This window comes from Denitratimonas tolerans, assembly GCF_037203605.1.
Lineage (GTDB): Bacteria > Pseudomonadota > Gammaproteobacteria > Xanthomonadales > Xanthomonadaceae > Denitratimonas > Denitratimonas tolerans.
In genome coordinates, this window is sequence record NZ_JBBDHC010000002.1 from 39,423 (window position 1) to 51,841 (window position 12,419).

The 12,419-nt window shown below is 69.8% G+C and carries 13 protein-coding genes; 5 read left to right on the plus strand and 8 right to left on the minus strand.

The window, feature by feature from the left end; translation table 11 throughout:
- Positions 1-5 precede the first annotated feature (5 nt).
- The 7 genes from fabF to WB794_RS01465 form a co-directional block, all read right to left on the minus strand.
- The gene (gene fabF / locus WB794_RS01435; protein ID WP_337334063.1) at positions 6-1,244 is read right to left on the minus strand and encodes a beta-ketoacyl-ACP synthase II; all 1,239 of its coding nucleotides are present in this window, start codon (positions 1,242-1,244) and stop codon (positions 6-8) included.
- Between the two features lie 82 nt (positions 1,245-1,326).
- Positions 1,327-1,566, minus strand: coding sequence for an acyl carrier protein (gene acpP / locus WB794_RS01440; RefSeq protein ID WP_337334064.1), 240 nt, complete (start codon positions 1,564-1,566; stop codon positions 1,327-1,329).
- A 114-nt stretch (positions 1,567-1,680) separates the two neighbouring features.
- Positions 1,681-2,424: a 3-oxoacyl-ACP reductase FabG gene (gene fabG, locus WB794_RS01445; protein ID WP_337334065.1), complete on the minus strand. Its 744-nt coding sequence runs from the start codon at positions 2,422-2,424 to the stop codon at positions 1,681-1,683.
- The gene (fabD, locus tag WB794_RS01450; RefSeq protein WP_337334066.1) at positions 2,421-3,359 is read right to left on the minus strand and encodes an ACP S-malonyltransferase; all 939 of its coding nucleotides are present in this window, start codon (positions 3,357-3,359) and stop codon (positions 2,421-2,423) included. Before fabD ends, fabG begins: the two co-directional genes overlap by 4 nt.
- Positions 3,360-3,469: 110 nt before the next feature.
- Entirely contained in the window at positions 3,470-4,444 is a 975-nt protein-coding gene (locus tag WB794_RS01455) for a beta-ketoacyl-ACP synthase III (protein WP_337334067.1), read from the minus strand.
- A gap of 136 nt (positions 4,445-4,580) precedes the next feature.
- The gene (gene rpmF, locus WB794_RS01460; RefSeq protein ID WP_337334068.1) at positions 4,581-4,775 is read right to left on the minus strand and encodes a 50S ribosomal protein L32; all 195 of its coding nucleotides are present in this window, start codon (positions 4,773-4,775) and stop codon (positions 4,581-4,583) included.
- A gap of 50 nt (positions 4,776-4,825) precedes the next feature.
- On the minus strand, positions 4,826-5,359 hold the full coding sequence (locus WB794_RS01465; RefSeq protein WP_337334069.1) for a YceD family protein: 534 nt from the start codon (positions 5,357-5,359) through the stop codon (positions 4,826-4,828).
- A 168-nt stretch (positions 5,360-5,527) separates the two neighbouring features.
- Between WB794_RS01465 and WB794_RS01470 the strand changes: the two genes are divergently transcribed.
- Positions 5,528-6,004 carry a hypothetical protein gene (locus WB794_RS01470; RefSeq protein ID WP_337334070.1) on the plus strand — a complete coding sequence of 159 codons (477 nt, stop codon included), beginning with the start codon at positions 5,528-5,530 and terminating at the stop codon, positions 6,002-6,004.
- Between the two features lie 9 nt (positions 6,005-6,013).
- Here WB794_RS01470 and WB794_RS01475 read toward each other — a convergent pair whose 3' ends face one another.
- Positions 6,014-7,852, minus strand: a complete 1,839-nt coding sequence (locus WB794_RS01475; RefSeq protein WP_337334071.1) for a glycosyltransferase family 39 protein — start codon at positions 7,850-7,852, stop codon at positions 6,014-6,016.
- A 42-nt stretch (positions 7,853-7,894) separates the two neighbouring features.
- Here WB794_RS01475 and WB794_RS01480 point away from each other — a divergent pair, with 42 nt between their 5' ends.
- Genes WB794_RS01480 through WB794_RS01495 form a run of 4 tightly spaced genes read left to right on the plus strand, consistent with a single transcriptional unit; the run spans position 7,895 to position 12,389 of the window.
- Positions 7,895-8,845, plus strand: coding sequence for an AAA family ATPase (locus WB794_RS01480; RefSeq protein WP_337334072.1), 951 nt, complete (start codon positions 7,895-7,897; stop codon positions 8,843-8,845).
- A gap of 14 nt (positions 8,846-8,859) precedes the next feature.
- Positions 8,860-9,858, plus strand: a complete 999-nt coding sequence (locus WB794_RS01485; protein ID WP_337334073.1) for a DUF58 domain-containing protein — start codon at positions 8,860-8,862, stop codon at positions 9,856-9,858.
- A 3-nt stretch (positions 9,859-9,861) separates the two neighbouring features.
- Positions 9,862-11,838 (plus strand): transglutaminase TgpA family protein, encoded by a 1,977-nt coding sequence (locus tag WB794_RS01490; RefSeq protein ID WP_337334074.1) that lies wholly within the window; start codon positions 9,862-9,864, stop codon positions 11,836-11,838.
- Positions 11,835-12,389 (plus strand): Slp family lipoprotein, encoded by a 555-nt coding sequence (locus WB794_RS01495; RefSeq protein ID WP_337334075.1) that lies wholly within the window; start codon positions 11,835-11,837, stop codon positions 12,387-12,389. Before WB794_RS01490 ends, WB794_RS01495 begins: the two co-directional genes overlap by 4 nt.
- The last annotated feature ends 30 nt before the right edge of the window (positions 12,390-12,419 follow it).

The following is a 12,419-nucleotide window of genomic DNA, read 5'->3' on the forward strand; positions in this document are numbered from 1 at the left end:
CCGAGTCAGATGCGGCGGAAGACCAGGGTGCCGTTGGTGCCGCCGAACCCGAAGCCGTTGGACATCACGGCATCCAGCGACACCTCGCGCGCCACATTGGGCACATAGTCGAGATCGCAGCCTTCGCCGGGTTCGTCGAGGTTGATCGTCGGCGGCGCGATGCCGTGGTGCAGGGCCAGAATGGTGAAGATGGCTTCCACCCCGCCGGCCGCGCCCAGCAGGTGCCCGGTCATGGACTTGGTGGACGACACCAGCACGCGCCTGGCGTGATCGCCGAAGGCACGCTTCACCGCAAGGGTCTCGGCCAGGTCGCCGAGCGGGGTCGAGGTGCCGTGCGCGTTGAGGTAACCGATCGCCTCGGGCGCAAGGCCCGCATCGCGCAGCGCGGCGTGCATGCAGCGCGCCGGGCCTTCGCCGTTCTCGGAAGGCGCGGTCATGTGCCAGGCGTCGGAACTTGCGCCAAAACCCGCCAGTTCGCAGTAGATCCGCGCACCGCGCGCCCTGGCATATTCGTATTCCTCGAGGATCAGCACGCCGGCACCGTCGCCCAGCACGAAGCCGTCGCGATCCTTGTCCCAGGGCCGCGAAGCGCGTGCCGGGTCGTCGTTGCGGGTGGACATGGCCTTCATCGCGCAGAAGCCGCCCATCGAGGTGGGCGAGGAGCCGCGTTCGGCACCGCCGGCCACCATCACGTCGGCGTCGCCGTACTGGATCGCGCGCATCGCCAGGCCGATGGAATGGTTGGAGGAGGCGCAGGCCGACACCGCCGACATGCTCGGCCCCTTGAGGCCCTTCAGGATGCTGATCTGGCCCGGCAGCATGTTGATGATGGTGCTGGGCACGTAGAACGGGGATATCTTGCGCGGGCCGCCTTCGTGCAGGCGGATCGCGGTTTCCTCGATGCCGTAGATGCCGCCGATGCCGGAACCGACGAGGACGCCGATGCGCTCGGCATTGTGTTCGCCCACTTCCAGCCCGGAGTCGTCCAGCGCCATGAAGGCCGCCGCCACGCCGTAGTGGATGAAGGGGTCCATCTTGCGCGCGTCCTTGGCCGGCACGAAGGCCGCCGGATCGAAGTCGCGCACTTCGCCCGCGATGGTGGTGGCGAAGCCGGTGGTATCGAACCCGGTCACCTGTCCGATGCCCGAGCGCCCGTTGACGATGGCATCCCAGGCCGATGCAACGGTATTGCCGACCGGAGAGACGATGCCCAGACCGGTGACCACGACGCGACGTCGACTCATGCGCGGGTTTCCTCAGAATTGGGGAATGACAGGCGCCGGAACCCTTGCGGCCCGCGCGGGGCCCCGGCGCCTTGGGCGTGCGTCAGGACTTGACGTGCGCCTTCACGTAGTCGATCGCCTGCTGCACGCTGGTGATCTTCTCCGCGTCCTCGTCCGGAATCTCGCACTCGAACTCTTCTTCGAGCGCCATCACCAGCTCCACGGTATCGAGGGAGTCCGCGCCCAGATCGTCGACGAACGAGGCGTTGGCGGTGACATCCTCCTCCTTGACGCCCAGCTGGTCCACGACGATCTTCTTGACACGCTCTTCGATGCTGCTCATTGCTTGTTGTCCTCCGGGAAAAAGCCCGCGCATTGTAGTGGACGCCGGCGAGGCGAGCCAGCCGCCGGCGCATGAACCAGGAGGCGTGCCGAAAGCCCGGCGCGCCGGGAAAAATCAGGGCATGTACATGCCGCCATTGACGTGCAAAGTCTCGCCGGTGATGTAGGCCGCCGCCGGCGACGCCAGGAAAAGCACCGCGTCGGCGATGTCCTGCGGCGAGCCCAGGCGGCCCAGCGCGATCTGCCCCAGCATCGCCTCGCGGGCGCTGTCGGGCAGGTCGCGCGTCATGTCGGTTTCGATGAAGCCCGGGGCCACCACGTTGACGGTCACGCCGCGCGAGCCGATCTCCTTGGCCAGCGACTTGGAGAAACCGATGATGCCGGCCTTGGCGGCGGCGTAATTGGCCTGCCCGGCGTTGCCGGTGACGCCGATCACCGAGGCGATGTTGACGATGCGTCCGCCGCGCGCCTTCATCATCGCGCGCATCACCGCCTTCGAGGCCCGATAGATGCTGGTCAGGTTGGTGTCGATCACCGCCTGCCAGTCCTCGTCCTTCATCCGCATCAGGAGACTGTCGCGGGTGATGCCGGCGTTGTTGACGAGGATGGAAATCGCGCCGAAGTCCGCCGCCACGGCCTCGACCAGGGCCTCGATCGCGCCCGGAACGGACACGTCGAGCACGCGCCCCGCCCCGCCCTGCCCGGCCAGGCGCGCGGAAATCGCGTCCGCGCCCGCCTGCGTGGTGGCGGTGCCGATGACCGTTGCGCCGTGTGCGGCCAAGGTGTCGGCAATGGCGGCACCGATACCGCGGCTGGCACCGGTGACCAGGGTGATTTCGCCCGCGAGGGTCTTGCTCATGCCCAGGCTTCCAGGGCCGCGTTGAAGTCTTCCGGCGTACCCAGCGCGCGCGCATCGAGGGTCTTGTCGATGCGTCGCGCCAGACCGGTCAGCACCTTGCCCGGTCCGCATTCGCCCATGCGCGCGGCTCCACGCGCGACCAGCGTTTCGACGCAGGCAACCCACTGCACCGGCAGGTAGAGCTGGCGCACCAGGGCATCGCGGATCGCCTCCGGCGTGTCATGCACCTTGCCATCGACGTTCTGCACCACCGGAATGGCGGGCTGACGCCAGTCCAGTGCGGCCATCGCCTCGGCCAGGCGATTGGCCTCATCGCGCATCAGCGGCGTGTGGGACGGCACGCTGACCGCCAGCTTCACCGCCTTGCGCACGCCGCGTTCGGCCAACAGCGCCAAGGCACGATCCACCGCCTCGACATGGCCGCCGATCACGATCTGCCCCGGCGAGTTGAAGTTCGCCGGGACCAGCACCTGGCTCTGCGCCGCGATCCCGCAGACCTCGCGCACCAGCGCCTCTTCGGCACCGAGTACGGCGGCCATGGCACCGGTACCGTCAGGCGTGGCTCCCTGCATGAGCTGGCCGCGCAGGCGCACGAGCCGCGCGCCCTGATCCAGCGGCAGCGCGCCGGCGGCGACCAACGCGGCGTACTCGCCCAGGCTGTGTCCGGCCAAAAGCGCCGGTGACGCACCGCCGGCCGCCTGCCAGGCGCGCCACACCGCGACACCGGCGGCAAGCAGCGTCGGCTGGGTGTACTCGGTGCGGTTGAGCAGTTCCTCCGGCCCCTGCTGAGACAAGGTCCACAGGTCGATCCGCGCACCTTCCGAGGCCTCGGCAAAGGTGTCGCGAATCAGCGGATGCAGGTCCGACAGCCCGGCCAGCATTCCCGGCGACTGCGAGCCCTGTCCGGGGAAAACGAACGCCAGCGATTGCGTCATGGCAAGTTCTTCGGGAAAGGCCGGACATGATAAGTCAGGCCCGGCGCGAGCGTCTGTACCCGGGCGTAGGGTGTCTGCGACACGTCCTCGGGAGCCGGGCGGCCGCAGGCTCAGTAGCGGATCAGCGCCGAGCCCCAGGTGAAGCCGCCGCCGAATGCCTCCAGCAGCAGCAGTTCGCCGCGCTGCACGCGCCCGGAGCGGACCGCCTCGTCGAGCGCCAGCGGCACCGAAGCGGACGAGGTGTTGCCGTGGCGATCCACCGTCACGACCACCCGATCCATCGGCATGTCCAGCCGCTTGGCCGTGGCGGTGATGATGCGCAGGTTGGCTTGATGCGGAATCAGCCAGTCGACGTCCGAGCGCGACAGCCCGTTTGCATCCAGGGTTTCATCGACGACGGCATCCAGCGTCTTGACCGCGAACTTGAAGACCTCGTTGCCGGTCATGTGGACCTTGACGCCGTGGTTGGGCGCATCGGTGAATCCGCGCGAGACGCCCACCGGGTTGTAGAGCAGGTGTTCGTGCCCGCCGTCGGCGTGCAGATGGGTGGAAAGGACCCCCGCCTCGGTGTCGGCCTTCAGCACCACCGCGCCGGCACCGTCGCCGAACAGCACGCAGGTGCCGCGGTCGCTCCAGTCGATCATGCGCGAGAGGGTTTCCGCACCAACCACCAGCGCGGTTTTCGCCGCCCCGGCACGGATGAAGTTGTTGGCCACGCCCAGCGCATAGATGAAGCCCGAGCAGGCGGCGTTGACGTCGAACGCGGCGCAGCCGTTGGCACCCAGGCGATGCTGCAGCAGGCAGGCGGTGGACGGGAAGATGATGTCGGGCGTGGTCGTGCCCAGCACCAGCAGGTCGATTTCGGAAGCATCGACGCCGGCGGCTTCGAGCGCGCGCGTGGCGGCCTCGAAAGCCAGATCCCCGGTGGTCTGTCCCGGCAACGCGATGTGGCGCTGGCGTATGCCGGTGCGTTCGCGGATCCATTCGTCGCTGGTCTCGACCTGCTTTTCCAGATCGGCGTTGGTGACGATGTTGTCCGGCAGGTAGCTGCCGGTTCCGACGATGCGCGCGTACGCCTGCGTCATGCTCTGCTCCGGGAATGAATGTGGCTGGCGCGGATCGTACCGCGGGAAACGACGACGCGACGCGCCTGCACGGCAGGCACGTCGCGTCGGGGGATCAGCGGGTGGCCGACCTGCGGCACGCGGGCCGCGCGGCACGTCAATCCTCGGCGGCAACGTCCGTCTTGACATCCACCACCTTGCGGCCACGGTAGTAGCCATCCTTGGTGATGTGGTGGCGCAGGTGGGTCTCGCCGGTGGTCGGATCGGTGGCGAGCTGCTTGGCGCTGAGGGCGTCATGCGCGCGACGCATGCCGCGGCGGGAGGGGGTCTTGCGACTTTTCTGGACAGCCATGGGAATCGTTCCTCGAAATTCGACAGACTTCTGTTGCCTGCGGGCGCCTGTCAGCCCGCGTGTTTTTTCCAATCGGCCAGCGCCGCGAAGGGACTGGCCTGTACCGAATCCTGCGATGGTGCCCGGGCCCCATCAACGTCCTGCCACACCACGCCATCGTCGCTCGCGCAACTGCCCGATACCGGCACCACCGGCACGGCGAGGATCAGCTCGTCCTCGATCGCATCGGCCGGCCGCAGCGTCGCATCCAGCGGCACCAGCAGCGGCTCGACGCCCTCCTGCAGTCCCGCCTCCTCGGCCTCGCTGCGGATCAGCCCGAGGCGCTGGTGGATCGAAACCGGCAGCTCGAAGCGCTCCAGCGTCCGCTGGCAAACCAGCGGCAACCGCGCCTCGGCGTGCACCTGGAGGAAAGCAACGCCGCTTGCGTCCCGATCAAATTCGAGCAGATACTCGCATTCGCCTTCGGCATCGGCCAGATACATCGCCAGCCGGGGCATCGAATCGAGCCGGATGCGGCCCTCGAAAATGCGCCGTGCCGACACCATCCGCCATGCGTCGACCGCTTCGGGCAGGGCACTGGACATAAGCCGCACATCTTATCAAACACGGCGGCACAGTCAATCCATGCCCGCTGCGCTCGCCGCCGGGACGGAAATGATGCGTCGGCATTCGCCCAGCGGCGCGATGCATGCATTTGCCCGGCACGTGGACGATTTGGCAGACTCGTGGGCCGACCGATCCCTGACACGCGCGTGAACCACTTCCACCTTGCCATCCTCGCCATCGGCGCACTGGTGCTCCTTGCGGCCTGGCTGCGGCATCGCGGCTTGCGCCGCGAGCGCAGCTTGCGTCACCTGCTGGATCGCGCCGACGCGCTCGAGCAGGTCCTGCACCGCACCCGCGAACGCATGAAGGACATGCGCGAGGTGGTGGATCGCGTGCCGCAGGAAATCGCCGCGCGGGCGCACGCCTCGCTCGATGCCCAGGACCAGGTCCAGCAGGGCCTGCGCGATGTGCTTGAGCACCGCCTGTGGATTTCCAGGCACGGACTCAGCGCGCCGCAGAAGGAGCTGGATGCCGCCTGCCGCGCCATGGATCGCGCCCATGCCGCCATTTCCGACCAGCTCGCCCGTCTGGAAAGCGCCGGTGCCGAACTGGCCGATGTCACCCAGGCCGCGCTGGAACAGGCCGCGCGCGAGCCCTCCACCCTGACCCGCCGCAGCGACTGATCCAGACGGTCAGCGCGCCGGATCGATCCGCACGCGCGGACCACGCCAGCGCTCCACGCTGCCGTCGCCGCCGTACAGATCCAGCGACAGACGCCGCCAGCCGGCCGTGCCGTCGGCAAGCTCGACCACGGTCTCGAACTGGACGCGCGGCGCATCCGGATCGCGCGAGGTGCCCCCGAGGAAATTCATCACCCAGGCGTTGTCGGCTTCGCGCCGCGCCTCGGCCACCGCGGCGTCATCGAGCCGCACGACGATGCGCCCGATGCCGGCCTCATCCTTCACCGCCCAGCCGCGCACGACAAAGCGCCGTCCCACGGTTTCGCCATCGTCCGGCAGATCGACGTGCGCGACGGCGGGCGTAACGCAGGGTGCCGGTGCCGGGTCCGGCGGCAGCGCCAGCAGGACAAAGCGCCGCGCCCCCGCGTCGACCTCGACCACATCGGGCGGCGGCAGCGGCCCCAGGCGCGCGCACAGGGACTGGTAGTGCGCCAGCAGCGCGCTGAACTTCACGTCGCTGGCCCCGACCACCAGCAGCCGCCACCCGTCGCGACCGCCCTCGTGGAGCAATCCCCAGTCCTGAAGCTGGCGGGCGCGGCCGTGGCGATGGTTGAGCGGATGATCGAGCACGGCGATGTCCGGCTCGCCCAGGGCAAACCCCAGTTCGGCACCCAGCTTGAAGTGGTCGGCGATCAGGCGCGTGCCTTCGGGCAGCGCCGCCCGTCGCACGCGCACGGCCTCGGCAAGTTCGCTCCAGCCGGAGAAGTTCGCCGGGTGCATCCCGGCATCGGCCAGGCGCACGCGCCCGTCGGACGAAGCCACCATCACCTGCCCGGCCAGCGCCACGCCGCAGGCCGCGATCAGGCACCCCCATGTCGCCGCGCGCATTCCGCGCGACCAGCCCGCCAGCACCGCCGGCACCAGCGCCAGCAGGGCCAGGTAGCCGGGCAAGGGCCAGTGGAAGCTGGCGCGATCCGCATCGGCGACGAAACCGAGCAGGAAAAAGCCCAGCAGCGTCAGCCCACCGCTCAGCGCCAACCAGCGCTGCGCCACGGGAAAGCGCGGGCGAAACCGCATTGCCGCCTGGATCAGTGCGGCCAGCAGCAGCGGCGTGACAAGTGCGGCCTGCACCGCAATGAACCGCCAGCCCTCGATTTGTGGCGTCCAGGGATGACGATCGACGAACTGGAAGCGCCAGCCGGCCTCGCCGTGCCCCAGGTTCCACAGCACCAGCGGCAACCACGCCGATGCCCCCAGCGCGATGGCGAGCCATAGCCGCCCATCGCGCAGCGCGCGGCGGCCCTGCGGCAGGATCAGCAGCGCGACCAAGCCCACCGCGATCACGCCGACGAATCGATAGTGGCTCAGGGCTCCGACGATCAGGCCCAATGCCAGCCACGCGACCGCCGCCCAGTCCACGCCGCGCAGCGCGCGCGCGCCGCCCAGGAGACACAGCGCGGCGGCAAGGTTCATCGGCACATCCGGCAGCGCCAGCACGCCCAGAAACCCGGACAGGGGAAAGAGCAGCGCGAGCAGGCCGGCACGCCAGGCCGGCAGCGCACCCAGCGGCCACGCCAATCGCACCACCAGCCAGGGCAGCAGGCTGCCGAGCGCGAGGAAGGGCCAGCGCACCCCGAGCAGGCTGTCGCCACCCAGCGCGGTGCCCAGCGCGATCAGCCAGGCGGTCAGCCCGGGAAGGTCGGAATAGGCCGCCGCCAGGTGCCGGCTCTCCTGCCAGTAGAAGGCCTCGTCCACGAACAGCGGGAGGCGCGACGCGATCGCCACCTTGGCGACCAGCAGCGCCATCCACAGCGCGAAAAACGTGAACCGCGCGCCTCGCTCCTCCCGCATATCCCGCTACACTCCCGACCGACCGTTTCAGCGAGATACCGGATGGCTGCTCCCGCCCACGCATCCACGATACCCGACTTGCCGCTGGCCGCCCTCACCCGCGCCCGCGCACAGGTCAATGCGCTGGTCCTGGGCAAGGCGGCGCAGGTGGATCTGGCCTTCGTCGCGCTGCTGGCCGGCGGCCACGTGCTGATCGAGGACCTCCCCGGCCTGGGCAAGACCACGCTGGCGCAGGCGCTGGCGGCCACCCTCGGGCTGGATTTCCAGCGCGTCCAGTTCACCTCGGATCTGATGCCCGCCGACGTGCTCGGCATCTCGATCTACGATGCGCCTTCGCGCGAGTTCCGCTTCCATCCGGGACCGGTGTTCACCCGCGTCCTCCTGGCCGACGAGATCAACCGCGCCCCGCCGCGTACCCAGAGCGCGCTGCTGGAAGCCATGGCCGAGCACCAGGTCACCCTGGACGGCGTCACCCACACCCTGCCGCAGCCCTTTTTCGTCATCGCCACACAGAACCCGGTCGATCTTTCCGGCACCTTTCCCCTGCCCGATTCGCAGCTCGACCGGTTCCTTCTGCGCTTTTCGCTCGGCTACCCGGATACCGATTCCGAACGCGCGCTGCTCACCGGCAGCGACCGCCGCGAGCAGATCGCGGTAACGCAGGCCCAGCTCGACGCCGGCAAGGTGCTGGCGCTGCGCGCGGCGGTGGACCAGGTGCACGCAAGCGAGGCGCTGGTGGGCTACGTGCTGGCACTGCTGGAGCGCAGTCGGCGCGATCCGCGCGTGGAAGTGGGCCTGTCGCCGCGCGCCGGCCTCGCCCTGCTGCGCGCCGCCCGCGCCCATGCCCTGCTCGCGGGCCGATCCCACGTACTGCCCGACGATGTGCAGGCACTTTTCGTTCCGGTCGCCGCGCACCGGCTGGTGCCGGCGGCGGACGGCGGCTCGGGCGCAGCGCTGGCCGAATCGCTCCTGGCCCGCGTGGCGGTCGACTGACCCGGCCCGGCATCGTGCCGCTTCGCTTCACCCGCGACCGGACCCCGCCACCCGACCGGGACGCACTTTCGCACGAGCGTCCGCGCATCCCGCGCCTCCTGCGCCGATTCGTCAAGCCGCGCGGTCCCGAGCCGCTGCCGATCGGCCTGCACCGCCGCCGCATCTACGTGCTGCCCACGCCCTACGGCCTGTTCTTCGCCGCGCTGCTGGCCACCATGACCCTGGGCGGGCTCAACTACAGCAACAACCCGGCGCTGATCCTGTGCTTCCTGATGCTCTCGGTGATGCTCACCGCGCTGTTGCGCGGCTACCTCAACCTGAGCGGAGTGCGGCTGGACGCGCTCGACGCCGCGCCGGTCCATGCCGGCTGTCCGCAGACCCTGCGCCTGGAATTTTCCGGCAGCGGCACCCGGCTGCGTGAAGGGCTCGTGCTGGAGCAGGCCAGCCAGCGCGCGGCCTTCAATCTCGCGGCCGATACCCCGGCCCACGTCGAGCTCACGCGAGCCACGCGACGCCGCGGATGGCAGGCGGCGGGACGATTCAAGCTCTCCTGCCGCCAGCCGATGGGCCTGTTCGAAGTCTGGAGCTGGCTGCATCCGGAGACGAACACCCTGGTGTGGCCGGCGCTGGAAAAGGATCCGCCGGCACCGCCCGGTGAAGGCGGGCGCAATCGCCCCCAGCCGCGGCGCGGTGACGGCGACGAGCCGATCGCCCTGCGCGACTGGCGCCAGGGCGACGCGACCCGCCAGGTGTCCTGGAAACACAGCGCCCGCCTCGACCGCCTGCTGGTGCGCGAGTACGAACAGCCCGCCGGCAACGAACGCCTGCTCTCGTGGGAGGCGCTGGCACCGCTCGCGAGCGAGGCGCGCGCACGACGGCTGGCGCGCTGGCTGGCCGATGCCGAACGCGCCGGCGAGTCGACCACGCTGCACCTGCCCGGCCAGCGCCTCGGGCCCGGACAAGGGCAGGCGCACCTGCACGCCTGCTTCCGCGCCCTGGCGCTGGAGCCTTAGGGCATGAAAGCCGTCGCGCTGGACCGGACCAGCTTCCTGTGGGTCGCCGCGGCGGTGGTGGCGGCACTGCTGCCGGTGCTGCCCGCCTTCCCGATCTGGCTGGCGGCGCTTTTGCTGGCGATCATCGCCCTGGGCATCGGACTGGGACTGCGGCGCAAGCGCCTGCCGGTCGTGCTGCGCCTGCTGCTCACGCTCGCCACGGCGGTCGCCGCGGTAGCCGCCTCCGGCTTCAGCGTGTCGCAGGACACCGGTGCCGCGCTGCTGGCCGCCATGCTCGCCTCCAAGCTGCTGGAGACCGGCAGCGTCCGCGACGGGCGCAGCGCCTGCAGCTTCTCGCTGTTTGCGGTGATGGCCGGCTTCCTGCGCGACCAGGGCCCCTGGACCCTGCTGCTGGCATTGGGAGCCTGCGTCCTCATCCTGACCGCGCTGATCCGGCTCGCACGCGTGGAGCTTCCCGGCCTGGAGGCCGCGCCGGTGCGGCCGGCGCGCGCACTGGCCGCCAGCATGAAAATGCTGGCGATCTCCCTGCCGTTCGCCGCCGTCGTGTTCTTTCTGTTCCCGCGCTTCCCCGAGCCGCTGTGGGGCAGCCCCGGGGCGGAGGACCGCGCCCGCACCGGCCTGTCCAACGAGATGAGCCCAGGCGATATCGTCGAGATGCTGCTCGACGACAGCCCTGCCCTGCGCGTGACTTTCGAAGGCGACCCGCCGTCCGCCAGCACGCTGTACTGGCGCGGTCCGGTGCTCTCGGACTTCGACGGGCGGCGCTGGTCGCGCTGGATCGGCGGTGGATTCGGTCCGGAAACCGAACTGGAGGCCACCGGCCCGATGCTGTTCCACGAGGTGATGCAGGAGCCGACGGTCTATCGCTATCTGGTGGGTCTGGACGTGCCCGGCGTGGCTCCGGAGGGCGCGCGAATCGCCCCCGACCGCACCGTGTACGCGACGCGCCCGAGTCGATCGGTGCGCCAATTCCGCATGGGATCGGCGGTGCAGTATCGCCTCGAACCGGCGCTGCCGGCGCTCTCGCGCCAGCGCCAGCTGCGCCTGCCCGAGGGCTACAACGCGCAGACCGCGCAGCTCATGGCGCAGTGGAAAGCCGAGGATGCCCGGCCCGATGCCCTGATCCAGCGCGCCCTTGCCCTGTTCAACCGCAGCTTCACCTACAGCCTGACCCCGCCGCCGCTGGCGCGCGACAGCATCGACGACTTCCTTTTTGCCACCCGCGAGGGCTACTGCGAGCATTTCGCCTCGGCCTTCGTCGTAATGATGCGCAGCGCCGGCATTCCGGCGCGCGTAGTCACCGGCTACCAGGGCGGGTTCCACAACCGCATCGGCGATTACTGGCTGGTGCGCAACTCCGACGCGCATGCCTGGACCGAGGTGTGGCTGGAAGGGCGCGGCTGGGTGCGCGTGGACCCCACGGCGGCAGTCGCGCCCGAACGGATCCAAAGCGGACTGTCGGGCATCGTGCCGCCGCCCGGCGCGCTGTCGCGCTTCGGCCAGCCGCTGTGGAACACGCTCGACGCGCTGCGGCGCGGCTGGAACTACCTGATCGTGGACTTCAACGCCGCCCGCCAGCGCCAGCTGCTGCGCCGGCTCGGGCTGGACATCGAGGACTGGCGCCAGCTCGGCGTGGCGCTGATCGCAGCCATCGCGCTGGCGCTGGCGCTGTCCTTCGCGATGCTGTGGCGCTCGGGATCGACCGTTGCCGAGGACCCGCTGCTTGCGGCCTGGAAAAAGCTGTGCCGACGCCTGGCCGGTGCCGGGATTGAAAAGATGCCGTCGGAGACCCCGACGCAATTCATCGAACGCGCCGCCCGGGCGCTGCCCGACGATGCCCGGCACCTCCAGTCACTTAGCGTCCGTTATGTCGCCCGGCGCTACGCTGACCAGCCACGGGATTCGGACGCCACCCGCGCGCTGATCCGCGAGTTGAAGCAGTTTCGTCCACGCACCCGCATCACCAGGAGGGCACCATGAACCGCATCTTGATTCTGTCCCTGTTGTCCGTCGCCGCCGCCGGCTGCGCCACCGCGCCCAAGCCGCTGCGAGGCGAGTTCGCCGCCGTCGCGCCGGAGCAGAGCGCCCTGAGCGGCCAGGTTGGCGGCACGGTACGCTGGGGCGGCCGGATCATCAGCGTGGATCCTTCGGAGCAGCAAACCTGCTTCGAGATCGTCGCGCGCGAGCTGTCGTCCGGCGCGCGCCCGGTGCAGGCCGTCGACCACAGCCTCGGGCGCTTCATCGCCTGCCGCAGCGGCTTCTACGACCCGGCCATCTTCACCAACGAGCGCGACGTCACCATCACCGGGCGCATCGTCGATTTCGAGACCCGCCGCATCGGCGAGTACGACTACCGCTACCCGCGCCTGGCGGCCGAGGTGATCTACCTGTGGCCGCTGCGCGTGGCGCAGGAGCGCATCTACTTCAGCGACCCGTACTGGCCGGGCTATTACGGCGGCTGGGGCTATCGCGCGCCGGTGATCGTGCGTCCGGTGCCCAAATCGGAGCCGACGCCACCACCGTCCAAGTGAGGCGCGACGATCGTCGCGCCATCTCGGCGG